General features: G+C 68.7%; 16 protein-coding genes. 8 read left to right on the top strand and 8 right to left on the bottom strand.

Going from position 1 to position 15,408, the window contains the following annotated elements:
- Positions 1-74 precede the first annotated feature (74 nt).
- Positions 75-647 (top strand): TetR/AcrR family transcriptional regulator, encoded by a 573-nt coding sequence (locus ACUDP5_RS04455; RefSeq protein ID WP_445658226.1) that lies wholly within the window; start codon positions 75-77, stop codon positions 645-647.
- Positions 648-719: 72 nt separating this feature from the next.
- Here the strand turns inward: ACUDP5_RS04455 and purM are convergent, their stop codons facing one another.
- Positions 720-1,769, bottom strand: coding sequence for a phosphoribosylformylglycinamidine cyclo-ligase (purM, locus tag ACUDP5_RS04450; RefSeq protein WP_445658225.1), 1,050 nt, complete (start codon positions 1,767-1,769; stop codon positions 720-722).
- A 305-nt stretch (positions 1,770-2,074) separates the two neighbouring features.
- Here purM and hda point away from each other — a divergent pair, with 305 nt between their 5' ends.
- The 4 genes from hda to ACUDP5_RS04430 are packed head-to-tail and all read left to right on the top strand — an operon-like array spanning position 2,075 to position 5,335.
- Complete coding sequence (gene hda, locus ACUDP5_RS04445) at positions 2,075-2,776, top strand: DnaA regulatory inactivator Hda (protein ID WP_263913922.1); 702 nt, start codon at positions 2,075-2,077, stop codon at positions 2,774-2,776.
- The gene (locus ACUDP5_RS04440; protein WP_025136727.1) at positions 2,773-3,471 is read left to right on the top strand and encodes an HAD family hydrolase; all 699 of its coding nucleotides are present in this window, start codon (positions 2,773-2,775) and stop codon (positions 3,469-3,471) included. The genes hda and ACUDP5_RS04440 overlap by 4 nt, the downstream gene beginning before the upstream one ends.
- A complete protein-coding gene (pcnB, locus tag ACUDP5_RS04435) occupies positions 3,472-4,848 on the top strand; it encodes a polynucleotide adenylyltransferase PcnB (RefSeq protein ID WP_263913920.1) in 1,377 nt (458 codons plus the stop codon).
- 4 nt (positions 4,849-4,852) lie between these two features.
- Positions 4,853-5,335, top strand: a complete 483-nt coding sequence (locus ACUDP5_RS04430; protein ID WP_445658224.1) for a 2-amino-4-hydroxy-6-hydroxymethyldihydropteridine diphosphokinase — start codon at positions 4,853-4,855, stop codon at positions 5,333-5,335.
- Positions 5,336-5,422: 87 nt separating this feature from the next.
- On the opposite strand, the gene ACUDP5_RS04425 is transcribed toward ACUDP5_RS04430, so the two are convergent.
- Genes ACUDP5_RS04425 through ACUDP5_RS04410 form a run of 4 tightly spaced genes read right to left on the bottom strand, consistent with a single transcriptional unit; the run spans position 5,423 to position 9,177 of the window.
- Positions 5,423-6,319, bottom strand: a complete 897-nt coding sequence (locus ACUDP5_RS04425; protein WP_263913918.1) for a sugar kinase — start codon at positions 6,317-6,319, stop codon at positions 5,423-5,425.
- 7 nt (positions 6,320-6,326) lie between these two features.
- On the bottom strand, positions 6,327-7,160 hold the full coding sequence (locus ACUDP5_RS04420) for an HpcH/HpaI aldolase/citrate lyase family protein (protein WP_445658223.1): 834 nt from the start codon (positions 7,158-7,160) through the stop codon (positions 6,327-6,329).
- Positions 7,157-8,350, bottom strand: coding sequence for a CaiB/BaiF CoA transferase family protein (locus ACUDP5_RS04415; RefSeq protein ID WP_445658222.1), 1,194 nt, complete (start codon positions 8,348-8,350; stop codon positions 7,157-7,159). Before ACUDP5_RS04415 ends, ACUDP5_RS04420 begins: the two co-directional genes overlap by 4 nt.
- Positions 8,347-9,177 carry an FAS1-like dehydratase domain-containing protein gene (locus ACUDP5_RS04410; RefSeq protein ID WP_263913915.1) on the bottom strand — a complete coding sequence of 277 codons (831 nt, stop codon included), beginning with the start codon at positions 9,175-9,177 and terminating at the stop codon, positions 8,347-8,349. Before ACUDP5_RS04410 ends, ACUDP5_RS04415 begins: the two co-directional genes overlap by 4 nt.
- A gap of 134 nt (positions 9,178-9,311) precedes the next feature.
- Here ACUDP5_RS04410 and ACUDP5_RS04405 point away from each other — a divergent pair, with 134 nt between their 5' ends.
- On the top strand, positions 9,312-10,217 hold the full coding sequence (locus tag ACUDP5_RS04405; protein WP_445658221.1) for a LysR family transcriptional regulator: 906 nt from the start codon (positions 9,312-9,314) through the stop codon (positions 10,215-10,217).
- A gap of 71 nt (positions 10,218-10,288) precedes the next feature.
- Here ACUDP5_RS04405 and paaG read toward each other — a convergent pair whose 3' ends face one another.
- Genes paaG through ACUDP5_RS04390 form a run of 3 tightly spaced genes read right to left on the bottom strand, consistent with a single transcriptional unit; the run spans position 10,289 to position 13,477 of the window.
- A complete protein-coding gene (paaG, locus tag ACUDP5_RS04400) occupies positions 10,289-11,146 on the bottom strand; it encodes a 2-(1,2-epoxy-1,2-dihydrophenyl)acetyl-CoA isomerase PaaG (RefSeq protein ID WP_445658220.1) in 858 nt (285 codons plus the stop codon).
- A complete protein-coding gene (locus ACUDP5_RS04395; protein ID WP_445658219.1) occupies positions 11,143-12,255 on the bottom strand; it encodes an acyl-CoA dehydrogenase family protein in 1,113 nt (370 codons plus the stop codon). The genes paaG and ACUDP5_RS04395 overlap by 4 nt, the downstream gene beginning before the upstream one ends.
- Before the next feature lie 31 nt (positions 12,256-12,286).
- Complete coding sequence (locus ACUDP5_RS04390) at positions 12,287-13,477, bottom strand: acyl-CoA dehydrogenase family protein (RefSeq protein ID WP_445658218.1); 1,191 nt, start codon at positions 13,475-13,477, stop codon at positions 12,287-12,289.
- 218 nt (positions 13,478-13,695) lie between these two features.
- Between ACUDP5_RS04390 and ACUDP5_RS04385 the strand changes: the two genes are divergently transcribed.
- Together ACUDP5_RS04385 and ACUDP5_RS04380 are read left to right on the top strand one after the other, a co-directional pair.
- A complete protein-coding gene (locus ACUDP5_RS04385; protein WP_445658217.1) occupies positions 13,696-14,097 on the top strand; it encodes a Zn-ribbon domain-containing OB-fold protein in 402 nt (133 codons plus the stop codon).
- Positions 14,094-15,266: a thiolase gene (locus ACUDP5_RS04380; RefSeq protein WP_263913909.1), complete on the top strand. Its 1,173-nt coding sequence runs from the start codon at positions 14,094-14,096 to the stop codon at positions 15,264-15,266. Before ACUDP5_RS04385 ends, ACUDP5_RS04380 begins: the two co-directional genes overlap by 4 nt.
- Positions 15,267-15,408: the final 142 nt, after the last annotated feature.

Below are 15,408 nucleotides of genomic sequence, written 5' to 3'. Positions count from 1 at the left end.
ATAAAATGATACTAATCGGTATCAACGATACCATGAAGTATCATTGTCGCGATCGATTGTTCGGAAGAGATGAGATGCCTACGCTCAGAGAGCGCATTACCGCAGCCGCCTACAAACTATTTGACGAGTGCGGCATCCAGCACGTGACGATGGACGCGATCGCCGTTGAAGCGAAGACGACCAAAATGGGCGTCTACAGACATTTCGATTCGCGCGATGCCCTCATCGGGGATTGGCTGACGGCGACCATCGATCGTTATCGGCATGCGCTCGATGAGATCGAGCGGGTGCATCGCGATGACCCGCGTGCGCAGCTATTGGCGCTGGCCGAGTTTGTTTCGCAGGGGTTGGAGGCCATATCGCACCGGGGCTGCCCCTTCGTGAACACAATCGCCGAGATAGCAGACAGAGAGAATCCGCTACGCCAACAGATTGAAGCCCACAAAGCGACGCAGGCAGAGCGCGTTTATCAGATGTGTCGAAAGGCCAAGATTCCGGATCCGAAACTGGCCGCCGCGCAGATCAATTTTCTTCTCGAAGGCGCACAAGTCTGTGCGCAGAACGGGAGTGTCCAACCTGGGCAAGACAATCTCGTGAAGATCATGCGCACGATCGTGGATGTATCTGCCCGAGGCGCAGCCCAGTGACGTGCGGTGCAAGCGTCAGCCTGAAATAAAAAACCCGCCACCAGGGCGGGTTTTTTACGAGAGCCAGCCGGCTCAGACCACCACGGTCTGGGGCATGCCGTCGGTCTGCTCGACGATTTCGCCCAGCGTGCTGACCGTTTCGCCCTGCTCGCGCAGCGTGGCGGCGATGGCGTCGCCCTGGGCCGGGTCCACCACCAGCACCATGCCGATGCCGCAGTTGAAGACGCGGTACATCTCGGTGTCTTCGACGCCGCCCTGGGCTTGCAGCCACTGGAACAGCTTGGGCATTTCCCAGCTGTCGCGCTGCAGCCTGGCCGCCAGGCCGGGCTGCAGGATGCGCGGCACGTTGTCCAGCAGGCCGCCGCCGGTGATGTGGGCCAGGCCCTTGATGGCGGTACCGTGCTTGGCCAGCGCGGCCAGCACCTGCTTGACGTAGATGCGGGTCGGGGCCATGACCACGTCGACCAGCTTCTGGCCGTGGAAGTCGTCGTCGGGCTTGGCGCCGGCGCGTTCCAGGATCTTGCGCAGGAGCGAGTAGCCGTTGGAGTGTGCGCCGCTGGACGCCAGGCCCAGCACCACGTCGCCGGTCTTGATCGACTTGCCGTCGATGATGGCCGACTTTTCGACCGCGCCCACGGCGAAGCCGGCCAGATCGTATTCGCCGTCCGGGTACATGCCCGGCATTTCAGCGGTTTCGCCGCCGATCAGGGCGCAACCCGACAGCTCGCAGCCCTTGGCGATGCCGCCCACCACCGACGCCGCCGTGTCCACCGAAAGCTTGCCGCAACCGAAGTAGTCCAGGAAGAACAGAGGCTCTGCGCCCTGCACCAGGATGTCGTTGACGCTCATGGCCACCAGGTCGATGCCGACCGTGTCGTGGCGGTTCCAGTCGAACGCCAGGCGCAGCTTGGTGCCCACGCCGTCGGTGCCCGACACCAGCACCGGCTCCTTAAAATGCTTGGGCACTTCGAACAGGCCGCCAAAGCCGCCGATACCGGCCAGCACCCCGGGGCGCATGGTGCGCGCCGCGAGCGGTTTGATACGGTCGACCAGGGCGTCGCCCGCGTCGATGTCGACACCGGCATCGCGGTAGGTCAAGGGAGCTTTGGGTTGATTCGTCATGAGAAATGCCGTGGGGTATGTAACAATTGCTGGGAATTTGGGTGGAACGCCCTGCATTTTACGATGTTGCGGCCCGGTCCAGGCTGACGGGCGCCGAAAGCCGCCCGGGGCGGGCGGGCCTGCGGGTCGGCATTTTCGCGCAAACCCAAGCCAGGCAAAGGGCTTGGACGCGACACCGCCCCCCCGGGTGGTTTAAAGTGTAGGGTTGGCCGATAGCGATTTTGCCAGTTTCTGGCGGGCAATGCCGCCTTCGGCCTTGGGCAAGAGCCAACGCCCCGCGTCACCCGCCTGATCGATAACCTCTCATGAACCGCCAGCTGCTGCTTGACGTTCTTCCCGCGCCAGCGCCATCGCTGAACAATTTCATCGCCGGTCCCAACGGAGAGGCGCTGGCGGCCGTGCGCACGCTCGCCCCGGGCCGCGCGCTGTATATCTGGGGTTCCGCCGGCTGCGGCCGCAGCCACCTGCTGCGCGCCCTGACCGCGCGCCCGGACGCCGTCTACATCGAAGCCGCCAACAGCGCCAACATCCTGCGGGTGCTGGCCGAAGCCGACTCCAAGTCGCCCATGCCCAAGTTCGTGGCCGTGGACGACGTGCACCGCATGGACGAGCACCGCCAGGCGGGGCTGTTTGCCCTGTACAACCGCTGGCGCGAATCCGCCGCCACCGGCCGCGCCTTTGCGCTGGCCGTGGCGGGCGACCGCGCGCCGCTGTCGATGCCGCTGCGAGAAGACCTGCGCACCCGGCTGGGCTGGGACCTGGTGTTCCGGCTGGATCCCCTTTCCGATGCCGACAAGCTGGCCGCGCTGGCCGCCCAGGCGGCCGAACGCGGCCTGCACCTGGCGCCTGAAATCATCAATTGGATGCTCACGCACCACGAGCGCGACATCCGCAAGCTGGCCGCCTTGCTGGACGCGCTGGATCGCTATTCCCTGGCCACCGGCCGTCCCATCACCCTGCCCCTGTTGCGCGCCATGCTCGCAGACCCTGATTCACAACGCCCATGACCTCCCGACGTCTCGCCCTGTTCGACCTGGATCACACCCTGTTGCCGCTGGACAGCGACTACCAATGGGCCGACTATCTGGCGCGCACCGGCCGCGCGGGCGACCCCGACCAGGCCCGCCGCCGCAATGACGACCTGATGGACCGCTACAACCGCGGCGAACTCACCGCCGAGCAGGCCGCCGAATTCATGCTCGGCCTCCTGGCCGCGCACGCGCCGTTCGAGCTGGCCGCCTGGCACGAGGAATTCATGGCCGAGGTCATCCGGCCGTCGATCACGCCCGCCGCGCGCGAGCTGGTCGAATCGCACCTGGAAGCCGGCGACCTGTGCGCGGTGGTCACGGCCACCAACAGCTTTGTCACCGCCCCCATCGCCCGCGCCTTCGGCGTGCCCCACCTGGTCGCCACCGACGCCGAAGTCCAGCGCGGCCGCTACACCGGCCGCATCCTGGGCACGCCCAGCTTCAAGGAAGGCAAGGTGGTGCGCGTGAACGATTGGCTGGGCGCCATGGGATTAGGACTTGCAGATTTTTCCGAATCGTTTTTCTATAGCGATTCGGTCAATGATGTCCCGCTGCTCGAAAAGGTGACCCGTCCGATCGCCGCCAACCCCAGCCCGACCCTGCGCAAGATCGCCCAGGAACGCGGCTGGCAAGTGATCGACCTGTTCGACCACGTCATAGATGCCAAGTCCTAAATGATCACCGAAACCATAAAAAAATTCGTCGGCCGACTGTTCGCGCCGGCAGCCCGGGGGCCTTTGCGCATCGGACGCGACAAGCACGGCATCGACCGGCGCAACGTGTCGCGCCACGCCATCAAGGTGTGCGAGGTATTGCGCCAGCATGGCTATGAAGCCTATATCGTCGGTGGCGCCGTGCGCGACCTGATCGTCGGCCTGGAACCCAAGGACTTCGACGTGGCCACCAACGCCACGCCCGAGCAGATCCGCCCGCTGTTTCGCCGCGCCCGCATCATCGGCCGCCGCTTCCAGCTGGTGCACGTGGTGTTCGGCCAGGAAATCATCGAAACTTCGACCTTCCGCGCCCCGGCCTCCGAAGACCAGGAAACCGACGAACACGGCCGCATCCTGCGCGACAACGTGTTCGGTTCGCACGAAGAAGACGCGGCCCGCCGCGACTTCACCATGAACGCGCTCTACTACGACCCGCACAACGAGGAAGTCATCGACTTCCACAATGGCGTGGCCGACCTGAAGAAGCGCCAGGTCCGCATCATCGGCGACCCCGCCAAGCGCTACCGCGAAGACCCGGTGCGCATGCTGCGCGCGGTACGTTTCGCGGCCAAGCTCAACGGCACCATCGATCCGGCCACGCGCCAGCCCATCCGCACGATGGCCAACCTGATCGAAAACGTGCCGGCCTCGCGCCTGTTCGACGAAATGCTCAAGCTGCTGACCTGCGGCCATGCCATGGACTGCCTGCGCCAGCTGCGCGCCGACGGCCTGCACAACGGCCTGTTGCCGCTGCTGGACGTGGTGCTGGAACAGCCGGGCGGCGAGAACTTCGTCGAACTGGCCCTGGAACGCACCGACGCCCGCGTGCGTGCCGGCAAGACCATCAGCCCCAGCTTCCTGTTCGCCGCGCTGCTCTGGCAGCAGGTGGACGTGCGCTGGAAGCAACTGCGCGCCCAGGGCGAGCACACCATTCCCGCGCTGTCGCAGGCGGCCGATTCGGTGCTCGACGAGCAGACCGAAAAGCTGGCCATCCAGCGCCGCTTCTCGTCCGACATGCGGGAAATCTGGTTCATGCAGCCGCGCTTCGAGCGCCGCATGGGCAAGACGATCTTCCGCATGATCGAACAGCCGCGCTTCCGCGCCGCCTGCGACTTCCTGCAGCTGCGCGCCGCGGCCGGCGAGTTCGACAGCGTGCTGGCGCAGTGGTGGATGGACCTGGCCAACGCCGACGACGCCACCCGCGCCGACATGATCGAAGACCTGGGCCGCCAGCCGCGCGACCCCGCCGAGGCGCCCGCGCCGTCGGCGCGCAAGCGCCGCCCGCGCCGCCGTCCCAGCTCGCGCTCCGCCAGCGGTGGCGCCGGCCCCGCCGAGTAAGATCATGGCCGCCCCCGTGCGCGCCTACATCGGCCTGGGCGCCAACCTGGGCGACAGCGCAGCGACGTTGCGCACCGTGCTGGCCGAACTGGCCGGCGCGGATGGCATCGACGCTGTCACGGCGTCGCCGTTCTACCGCAGCGCGCCGGTGGATGCCGCCGGGCCGGATTTCGTCAACGCCGTCGCGGCGCTGGACACCACCCTGGCGCCGCTGGCCCTGCTGGACCTGCTGCAAGCGCTGGAACTGCGCCACGGCCGCGAACGCCCCTACAAGAACGCCCCTCGCACGCTGGACCTGGATCTGCTGCTGCATGGCGACGCGGCGATGGCGCACGCGCGCCTGGTGCTGCCCCACCCCCGCATGCCACAGCGCGCCTTCGTGCTGCGGCCGCTGCGCGACCTGGCACCCACGCTGACGCTGGCCGGCCGCAGCCTGGATGCCTGGCTGGACGAGATCACCGACCAGCCGATCGAACGCATCGGCTGAATGTGGCGCGGCCGGTTCCGGCCGCGCTTTTTTCCCTGATTGGTGCCCCCCGCCCTGCCCGGTGTTGCATGAACCGGATGCAGACCGCTATGCCTTGGGCGTGAAGGCCAGCATGGCGCGTTCGACGTCGCTCACCGTGGGCAGGCCCGCCTCGTTGCCCAGGTGCTGGATCTTGTGCGCCGACGCAGCGCGCGCGAAGGTGAAGTGTTCTTTCCAGGGCAACTCGGGGCGGTTCAGGTACGACCACACATAGGCGCCGTGGAACACGTCGCCCGCGCCCGAGGTATCGACGATGCGCGCGGCGGGCACGTCCAGCGAGGGCAGCGTGTCGACCGCCCCGGTTTCGTCGTACCAGAGCATGCCGCGCTCGCCCATCGTGACCGCGCCGATGCGGCAGCCGCGCTGGCGCAGCAGGTCCAACAGGCCTTGCGGCGACAGGCCCAGTTGTTCGCACATGCGCTCGGCGCACACGGCCACGTCGATATGGCGCAGCAATTCATCGGTGTTCTCGCGCACCCCGCCGCCGTCCAGCGACGTCAGGATGCCGGCCTGGCGGCAGGCCCGCGCGTAATGCAGCGCGGCGTCGGGCTGGTGGCCATCCAGGTGCAGCGCGCGGTAGCCGGACACGTCCAGGCGCGGAAAGTCATTCAGGTAGTCGGTATCGCGCGCCCGCACGATGGCGCGCTTGCCGTGGTTGGGCATGATGAACGACAGCGACGAGCGGCGCACCTGGCGGCCATGCAGCGTGACGCCATGCGCGGCGGCCATGTCGGTGTACATGTGGCCCAGCCAGTCGGGCGCCAGCGAGCACACCAGGTCGGGGGACGTGCCCAGCTTGCCGCAGGCGAACGCCGCGGTGACAGCATTACCGCCGAACGACACGGCGTAATCGCGTGCCACGCTTTTTTCGTCGCCAGTAGGCCATTCGTCGGCCAGCACGGTGACGTCGATATAGGTATGCCCGATGAAAAGCGCTTCGCTCATGCGTTCCTCAACTGCCGACCGTTTCCCCGGCCTGCGCCAGCACGCGGCGCGCGCGGGCGATGACGGGCGCATCCACCATCGCGCCGTCCAGCATGAAGGTGCCGACCGACTTGTCGCGGTGGGCATCGACGACGCGGCGGGCCCAGGCCAGTTCGGCCGGGTCGGGCGCAAAGGCCGCATGGATGACGGCGACCTGCGCCGGATGGATGCACAGCATGCCGCCAAAGCCCATCTGCTGCGCACGCGCCGCGGCGCGCGACAGCCCGGCCTGGTCTTCGACCCCGGCGAACACGCCGTCCAGCGCCGGCGCCAGCCCGGCCGCGCGCGTATGCAGCAGCACCTGCACGCGGGCATGGTCCAGCATCGCCTGCGCGCCGTCGGTATCGGGCGCCACGCCCAGGTCCAGGGCGTAGTCGAGGCTGCCAAAGGCCAGGCGGGCCACGCCCGGGGTGCCGGCCACCTCGGCCGCGTTGAGCACGCCGCGCGCGGTTTCAAGAATGGGGATGACGGGCAGCCCGGTCTGCGCCACGTGGCGCACCTGGGCCAGGCTTTCGGCCTTGGGCAGCAGCAGGCCCGCCACGGCCGGCCGGCCACGGCAGGCCTTGAGGTCGTCGTCGTGCCACGAAGTGGACGCGTCGTTGATGCGTACCCACACCCGGGCCTGCGGGTGGGTGCCCAGGAAGTCGCACAGCGCTTCGCGGGCCGAGGCCTTGGCCAGGTGCTCGACCGCATCTTCGAGATCGACGATCACGGCGTCGGCGCCCGCGGCCAGGGCCTTGGGAATACGCTCGGGGCGCGAGGCCGGCACGAACAGCGCGGTACGAACGACGGGATGCATCACACGACCTCCGAGGCATGGAATTGCGCCACCTGATCCGGCGCGTATCCCAGAGATGCTAGCACCGCATCCGTGTTTTGGCCCACGGCAGGCACCGCGGCCATGCGCGGCGCAAAGGCATTGCTGCTGGCCGGCGGCAGCAGCGCCGGCAGCACGCCGGCCGGGCTGTCGACCTGGCGCCAGCGCGCCCGCGCCTGCAACTGCGGGTGTGCCCACACGCCGGCCATGTCGTTGACGCGCGCATTGGCGATCTGGGCGTCTTCGAGGCGGTCGGTGACCTGCTGCACCGACAGGCCTGCAAAGGCCGCCACGATCAGCGCCCGCAGGGCATCACGGTTGGCGGTGCGCAGCGAATTGGAGGCAAAGCGCGGGTCTTCGGCCAGCTCGGCCTGGCGCAGCACCTGGACGCAGAACACGCGCCATTCGCGTTCGTTCTGCAGGCCCAGCATGATGGTGTTGCCGTCGCCGGTAGGGAACGGGCCGTAGGGGTAGATGGACGCATGAGCCGCACCGGCGCGCACGGGCGGCGCCGCGCCTTCGAACGCGTAGTACATCGGAAAGCCCATCCACTCGACCATGCTTTCGAGCATGGAAACATCGAGCCGGCTGCCCAGGCCCGTTTTCTGGCGCAGCAGCAACGCGTTCAGGATGGCCGAATAGGCGTACATGCCCGCGGAAATATCGGCGATGGAACAGCCCGCCTTGACCGGATCGTCGGCCGTGCCCGTCACCGACAGAAAGCCGCTTTCGCTCTGGATCAGCAGGTCGTAGGCCTTTTTGTCCTGGTAGGGGCCGCCTTCGCCGTAGCCGGAAATATCGCAGACGATCAGGCGCGGATGCTTCGCGTGCAGCGCCTCGAACGACAGGCCCAGGCGGGCCGCGGCCCCGGGCGCCAGGTTCTGCACCAGCACGTCGGCCTGTTGCAGCAGGCGGTCCATGATGTCGCCGGCCTCGTCGCGCTTGAGGTCGAGCGTCAGGCTTTCCTTGGACCGGTTGGTCCAGACGAAGTGCGACGACAGGCCGCGCACGCGCTCGTCGTAGCCGCGGGCGAAGTCGCCGGCGCCGGGACGTTCGATCTTGATGACGCGCGCGCCCATGTCGGCCAGCTGGCGGGTGCAGAACGGCGCGGCAATGGCGTGTTCGAGGCTGACGACGGTAATGCCGTCCAGCGGACGGGGGCCCGGGTTGCTCATTCGGTGAACCTCAGTTCGGCTTGGTGGGCCAGCGTGCCGTCCTGCTCGGCCCACAACTGGGCCACGCCGGCTTGCTCGATGCGGCCGGCCACGTGAAACGGCGCAGGCGAGATCAGCGGCCGCAGGCCGCGGTAGGTCAGGTGCGTGGGCCGCGCCTTGGGGTGGGCGCGCTGGAACGCGGCGACCATCTCGGTGGCGATCAGCGGCCCGTGCACCACCAGGCCGGGGTAGCCCTCGGTGCCCGTGACGTAGGGGTGGTCGTAATGGATGCGGTGGCCGTTGAACGTGACGGCGGAATAGCGAAACAGCAGCACCGCCGACGGCTCGACCGGGTCGCGCCATTGCGCCTGGGGCGCGGGCTCGGTGCCGGCCAGCTTGGGCGGCGTGGGCTGGCGGTAGACGATGTCCTGTTCTTCCAGGATGGCCAGTTCGCCTGCCTGGCGGTATTCGTGGCGCACGGTGACGAACAGCAGCGCGCCGCTGCGGCCGGCCTTTTCCTTGACCTCCGCCACTGTCGAGATGCGCTCGGCCGGCACGCCGACCCGCAGCGGTTGCAGGAACTGCACCCGGCCGCCGGCCCACATGCGATTGCGGTCGTGCGCCGGGGGCAGGAAGCCGCCGCGCGCGGGATGGCCATCCGTCCCCAAGCCATCCAGGCCGACCGTGCTGATGAAGAACGCCCACTGCCACAGGGGCGGCAAGGGGTCGCCTTGCGCGGGCGCCGGGCCGCCCAGCGTGGCGGCGATGCGGGCGGCGTGGCCGGGGTCCAGCGCGTCCGCCTGGCGCTCGCCGCTGCCGATCCAGGCGGCCGGGTCTGTCGATGTCATGCCGATATCCTTGTCATAGGGGTTGACGGGTAGCATCCCGCAAGCCGCGCAGGCTGTGAATTCGTTTTTCCTCAAGGCGGGGTTTGCGGCGCATGAATCGTGCGCCACGTGCCCGCCGCCGTAATATAGGCGCCATGCACTTCGATCTTGCCGACCTACGCCTGTTCATCCATATCGCCGAATCGCCCAGCCTGACGCAGGCCGCCAAGCGGGCGCACCTGTCGCTGGCCGCGGTCAGCGTGCGCATCAAGGCGCTGGAGAACCAGCTCAATACCCGCCTGTTGTACCGCGACAGCCGCGGCGTGGAAATCACCCCCGCCGGGCAGCGGCTGCTGCAGCACGCCCGGGTCATCATGCGCCAGGTCGACCACCTGAAGCACGACTTCCAGGAACAGGCCGACGGCGACGCGGGCCACATCCGCATCTTCGCCAACACCACCGCCGTCACGGAGTTCATGCCCGACATCCTGGCGCATTTCCTGTCGGGCCACCCGGGCGTGACGGTGGACCTGCAGGAACGCCTGACGCGCGACATCGTGCGCGGCGTGCTGGACGGCACCACCGACCTGGGCATCGTGGCCGGCCCGGTCGACGCCCCCGAACTGCAGACGATTCATTTCAGCACCGATCGCCTGGTGCTGGTGGTGCCCAATGGCCATCCGCTGCAGGACCAGGACAAGGTCAAGCTGGCCGACGCGGTGCGCTACCCGTTCATCACGATGCACGAGGGATCGACGCTGGTGGCGTTTCTGCGCGACCAGCTTGAACGCATCGGCCAGCGCCTGCCCCAGCGCATCCAGCTGTACAGCTTCGATTCCATCTGCCGCATGGTGCAGGCGGGCGTCGGGGTGGGCGTCATTCCCGACTCGGCGGCACGCCGCTACGGCGCGGAAATGAAGCTGCGGGTGGTGGAGCTGGACGAGCCCTGGGTGGTGCGTGAACGCAAGCTGCTGGTGCGCGACATCGACGCCCTGCCTGGCTGTGCGCGCGAGTTGATCGAGCAGATCCGGCAGCCGGGCGAGGCCGCCTCCGCGACCTGATCCAGGGCTGGGGCTGGGACTGGCTCTGATCCCGCCCCCCCCTCACGTCGCCCCATCCTGCGATATCCGCCTCAACGCCCCTTGAAAGCCGGCGCGCGTTTCTGCGCGAACGCCTGCATGCCTTCCAGGTAGTCGTCGGTGTAGCCCAGCTCGCGCTGCAGCCGACATTCCAGGTCGAACTGCTCGGCCAGGGTATGGCCGCTGGAGGCATGCAGCGCCGCCTTGGTGGCGCCGTAGGCCCGCGTCGGCCCCGCCGCCAGCGTGGCGGTCACCTCGGCCAGCGTCTCGGCCAGCGCCTCGTCCGGCACCACCCGCCAGATCAGGCCCCACGCTTCGGCCTGCCGCGCGCTGACCGCTTCGCCGAACAAGGCCGCGCCCATCGCCCGCGCCGAGCCCACCAGGCGCGGCAGGAACCACGTGCCGCCGGCGTCGGGCAATAGCCCGATCTTGCTGAATGCCTGGATGAAGCGAGCCGATTCCACCGCGAACACCACGTCGCAGGCCAGCACCAGGCTGGCGCCCGCGCCGGCGGCCACGCCGTTCATCACGCACACGACCGGCACCGGCAACGCGCGCAAGCGCATGATCAGCGGGCGATACGACTTGGCCAGGATCTCGCTCAGGTCGCGCCGGCTGCCGTCTGCGGGCGGCTGGCGCTCGCCCAGGTCCTGCCCGGCGCAAAAGCCGCGGCCGGCCCCGGTGATGACCACGCCGCGCAGGCCCGCATGCGCTTCCAGCTCGTCCAGCGCCCGCGCCAGTTCGGCATGCATGACCGCGGTGAAGCTGTTCAGCCGTTCGGGGCGGTCCAGCGTAATGCCCCCCACGCCCTGGCTCAGCGTGAAGCGGATCTGGGTGTAGCCGGGGCGAGGCGCGTTGGCATCGATGTTGGCGGGGCTGATGTTCACGGCTTCCGATGGCGTGGGGCTCATGCCAATTCCTCCAGCACAGCCAGTTGCTCGGCGCTGTCGCCCAGCAGCAGGTCCACCACGGTCAGGCGTTTGAAGTAATCGCCTACCTCCAGCTCGTCCGTCATGCCCATGCCGCCATGCAGCTGCACCGCCATCTGCGCCACCTGCCGGCCGGCGCGCGCGACCTCCAGCTTGGCCGATGCCAGCATGCGGCGGCGCTGGGTGGCGTCCGGCTCGGTCAGCGCCGCCACGGCCACATAGGCCATGGACAACGCCAATTCCTTGGCCACCAGCATTTCGGCCAGGCGATGCTGCAGGGCCTGGAACGACGCCAGCGGCTGGCCGAACTGCTGCCGCGTCTTCAGGTAGTCCACAGTGATTTCCAATAGACGCTCCATAGCGCCGGCCGCGTGCGCGCACAGCGCGGCCGTGCCCCAGTGCAGCGCCTCGGCCAACGCCGCGTCGGCCGCTGCGCCTTGCGCCAGCAGCGCGTCTGGCGGCAAGGTGACTGCCGTGAAATCCAGTCGCGCGCAGCGTGCGCCGTCCAGCGTTGGCGTGTCGGTGACGCGCACGCCCGCAGCGTCCGCCGGCGCCGCCAGCAATACGGTGGCGCCGTTCTCGTCGCGCGCACTGACCCACCAGGCCTGTGCCGCCGCGCCGTGCCACACCAGATGTTTGGCGCCTTCCAGCCGCCAGCCCGCTTCGCCGCGTACCGCGCGGCAGGCATCGGGCGTTGCGTCGTAGCGCCGCCCCGGTTCCTGCCAGGCCACGCTGACCACGCGTTCGCCCGACGCAATGCCGGGCAGCCAACGCTGGCGCGCCGGGCCGCCGCAGGCCTCGATCAGGGCGGCGCCCATCACCGCGCTGGGAATCACCGGCTCGGCCACCAGGCCGCGGCCCAGTGCCACGTGCACGGGCAGCAGGCTGGCGGGCACCTCGCCAAACCCGCCCGCGTCCTGCGCGATGGTCAGGCCCAGCACCCCCACGTCGGCCAGCGCGGCCCAGGCGCGGGCATCGAGCCGGCCCGCCGTTTCGCGGGCACGGCGTTGCGGCCGGGTCCATGCCTGGTCCACCAGGCGGCGCAGGCTGTCGGCCAGCATGCGCTGTTCTTCGGTATAGAGGAAATCCATGCGTCGTGCTCCTTGGACGAAGGGCGGCGGCCTACAGGCCCAGCACCAGGCGGGCGATGATGCCCTTCTGCACTTCCGTGGTGCCGCCGTAGATCGAGGTCTTGCGCATATCGGCATAGCCGGCCCCCGCGGCGGCGGCCATCTCGGGGCCAGGTCCGTGCCAGTCGGCGTCCGCCCGCATCCAGGCGGGGTCATAGGGCCAGGCGTCGGGGCCGGCCACTTCCATCTGCAGCATCGCCAGGTCCTGCTGGATCTCGGAGCCGCGTATCTTCAGCACCGACGCCTCCGGCCCCGGCGTGCCGTCGTTACTGGCCGCCACGCGCAGCAGCAGCATCTCCAGCGCCATGATGTCGACCTCGATGCGCGAAATGCGGTCGCGCATGCGGCTGTCGGCCAGCAGCGGGCGGCCTCGCGACGAGGCCTTGGCGGCCATGCCTTTCAGGATGTCGAGTTCGCGATGGCAATGGCCCAGGCCGGCGATGCCGGTGCGTTCGTGCCCCAGCAGGTACTTGGCATAGGTCCAGCCGTGGCTTTCTTCGCCCACCCGGTTTTCCACCGGCACCCGCACGTTTTCCAGCCACACCTCGTTGACGTCGTGGCCGCCATCGAGCGTGCGGATCGGCCGCACCGTGACGCCGGGTGCGCGCATGTCCAGCAGCAGCATCGAAATGCCGCGCTGGGCCCGCGCGTCCGGATCGGTGCGCACCAGGCAGAACATCCAGTCGGCATACTGCGCCAGCGTGGTCCAGGTCTTCTGGCCGTTGACGACGTATTCGTCGCCATCGCGCACCGCGCGGGTCTTGAGCGACGCCAGGTCCGACCCGGAGCCGGGTTCGGAATAGCCCTGGCACCACCAATCCTGCACCCGCGCCATGCGCGGCAGGAAGCGCGCCTGCTGAGCGGCGCTGCCGTACTTCATCAAGACAGGGCCGATCATCGACAGGCCGAACGGCAGCAGCCGCGGCGCACCGGCCTTGAAGCATTCCACTTCGAAGATCAGGCGCTGCAGTGCATTCCAGCCGGTACCGCCGTGCTCGACGGGCCAGTTGGGCGCGCCCCAGCCCTGGTCGGCCAGGATGTTGTGCCAGCGCACGTAATCGTCACGTTCCAGCCGCTGGTGGCGGCACACCTTGTCGCGAATGTCCGCCGGCAGTCGGTCCGCGGCGAACGCACGTACCGTCTCACGAAACTGGCGCTCTTCGGGCGTCCAAGTCAGATTCATGGCCTGTCTCCTTTGACCGGTATCTAGCCATGGCCCAGCCCGCGCGGACAATCTGCGGTTGCCGAAGGGCGGCTTTTGAGGCGATGTAGGGCCCCGGCTCCCGTGTCGCCCCTGCCCGGCACTACGGGCCCGCAAAAGGCCTGCTTCAGCAATGAAGAATGGCATGCCCCGGCACCAGCCCCGACACTGGCGGCTCGTCAACCCGGAAACCCCACGCAATGACCGCTACCGCCCCGAACGACGCCGCCACCGGCGTCGAGGCGCAGTACCGCCAGGCGCTGGACCAGGGCCGCTTCCTGATCCAGCACTGCGCCGCCTGCGACCGCGCCGTGTTCTATCCCCGCATGCTCTGCCCGCATTGCGGCGCCGACCGACTGTCCTGGAAAACGCCCGACGGGCGCGGCACCGTCTATTCGACCACCGTGGTACGGCGCAAGCCGGAAGCAGGCGGCGACTACAACGTGGCGCTGATCGATCTGGCCGAAGGCGTGCGCCTGATGAGCCGGGTAGACGGCATCGCGCCCGACGCCGTGCACATCGGCATGGCGGTGCAGGCACAGGTGGCGGTCAACGACGGCCGCGGCCAGGTGGTGTTCGTTCAGAGCAAGGAGGCGCCATGACGCTGAACGATTTGCGCGGCGCCGTCGCGGTGGCCGGCGTGGGCCATGCCGGCCTGGGCCAGGCCAACGGCTATACCGAAATGGAAATCCTGGTGCAGGCGGCGCAACGCGCCGTGGCCGACGCCGGCCTGACGATGCAGGACATCGACGGCCTGTGCACGGCCAGCGTGGCCGCGCCGATGTGGGCGATGCCGGTGATCGAACACCTGGGCATCCGCCCGACCTTCATCGACAGCACCATGCTGGGCGGCTCCAGCTTCGTGGCACACCTGCTGCCCGCGCTGCACGCGCTGGCCTCGGGCCAATGCAAGGCGGTGCTGGTCTGCTACGGCAGCACCCAGCGCACGTCCACCCTGAGCCGCGCCGAGATCGGCCGCGTGCGCAAGCAGTTCGATCCGCAGCCCTACGAAACCCCTTACGACCCGCTCAGCCCGCTGTCGTCGTATGCGCTGGCCGCCGCGCGTCACATGCACCAGTACGGCACCCGCCGCGAAGACCTGGCCCAGGTGGCGCTGGCCGCCAACCAATGGGCCCAGCTCAACCCCGAAGCGCAACTGCGCGAGCCGGCCACGCTGGAACAGATACTGTCGGCGCGCATGGTGTCTGACCCCTTGAGCGTGCGCGACTGCTGCCTGGTGACGGACGGCGCCGGCGCCTATGTGCTGGTGCGCGCCGAACGCGCCCGCGACCTGCCGCGCCCGCCGGTGTACGTGCTGGGCAACGCCACGGCCGTCTGGAACCGGCAGATCTCGTCCATGGAAGACCTGACGGTGACGGCGGCCGTTGAGTCCGGCCGCCGCGCCTACGCCATGGCCGGCGTGGCGCCGCGCGACATCGACGTGGTGGAGCTGTACGACGCCTTCACGATCAACACGCTGCTGTTCCTGGAAGACCTGGGCTTTTGCGCCAAGGGCGAGGCGCGCGACTTCATAGCCGGCGGCGCGATCGCCCCGGGCGGGCGGCTGCCGGTGAACACCAACGGCGGCGGCCTGTGCTGCGTGCATCCCGGCATGTACGGCGTCTTCATCATGATCGAGGCGGTACGGCAACTACGCGGCGACGCCGGCGCGCGCCAGGTGTCCGGCGCCGACCTGGCGCTGGTGCATGGCAACGGCGGCACGCTGTCCAGCCAGTCCACGGCCATCCTCGGCACCGCCGCCACGCTGTAGCCCCACCACGATGTTCCCGGCAGAACCCGATACCCGCAGCGACACGATTTCCCCCCACACCAGCGGCGCAACCCATCCCCAACCGCTGAAACAAAGGCCGGCGTAGGCGCGCACGCTTCGTTCCGCTCTGCGACCGGCCTGT

Source organism: Achromobacter sp. NCFB-sbj8-Ac1-l (assembly GCF_052695805.1).
Note: the sequence above shows the minus strand (reverse complement) of the source record. Positions and strands in the feature narration are given on the sequence as shown.

Excerpts from the sequence above, each read along its gene's own strand:
- ACUDP5_RS04455 (WP_445658226.1), top strand. The coding sequence starts at position 75 with ATGCCTACGCTCAGAGAGCGCATTACCGCAGCCGCCTACAAACTATTT.
- purM (WP_445658225.1), bottom strand. The coding sequence starts at position 1,769 with ATGACGAATCAACCCAAAGCTCCCTTGACCTACCGCGATGCCGGTGTC.
- hda (WP_263913922.1), top strand. The coding sequence starts at position 2,075 with ATGAACCGCCAGCTGCTGCTTGACGTTCTTCCCGCGCCAGCGCCATCG.
- ACUDP5_RS04440 (WP_025136727.1), top strand. The coding sequence starts at position 2,773 with ATGACCTCCCGACGTCTCGCCCTGTTCGACCTGGATCACACCCTGTTG.
- pcnB (WP_263913920.1), top strand. The coding sequence starts at position 3,472 with ATGATCACCGAAACCATAAAAAAATTCGTCGGCCGACTGTTCGCGCCG.
- ACUDP5_RS04430 (WP_445658224.1), top strand. The coding sequence starts at position 4,853 with ATGGCCGCCCCCGTGCGCGCCTACATCGGCCTGGGCGCCAACCTGGGC.
- ACUDP5_RS04425 (WP_263913918.1), bottom strand. The coding sequence starts at position 6,319 with ATGAGCGAAGCGCTTTTCATCGGGCATACCTATATCGACGTCACCGTG.
- ACUDP5_RS04415 (WP_445658222.1), bottom strand. The coding sequence starts at position 8,350 with ATGAGCAACCCGGGCCCCCGTCCGCTGGACGGCATTACCGTCGTCAGC.
- ACUDP5_RS04410 (WP_263913915.1), bottom strand. The coding sequence starts at position 9,177 with ATGACATCGACAGACCCGGCCGCCTGGATCGGCAGCGGCGAGCGCCAG.
- ACUDP5_RS04405 (WP_445658221.1), top strand. The coding sequence starts at position 9,312 with ATGCACTTCGATCTTGCCGACCTACGCCTGTTCATCCATATCGCCGAA.
- paaG (WP_445658220.1), bottom strand. The coding sequence starts at position 11,146 with ATGAGCCCCACGCCATCGGAAGCCGTGAACATCAGCCCCGCCAACATC.
- ACUDP5_RS04395 (WP_445658219.1), bottom strand. The coding sequence starts at position 12,255 with ATGGATTTCCTCTATACCGAAGAACAGCGCATGCTGGCCGACAGCCTG.
- ACUDP5_RS04390 (WP_445658218.1), bottom strand. The coding sequence starts at position 13,477 with ATGAATCTGACTTGGACGCCCGAAGAGCGCCAGTTTCGTGAGACGGTA.
- ACUDP5_RS04385 (WP_445658217.1), top strand. The coding sequence starts at position 13,696 with ATGACCGCTACCGCCCCGAACGACGCCGCCACCGGCGTCGAGGCGCAG.
- ACUDP5_RS04380 (WP_263913909.1), top strand. The coding sequence starts at position 14,094 with ATGACGCTGAACGATTTGCGCGGCGCCGTCGCGGTGGCCGGCGTGGGC.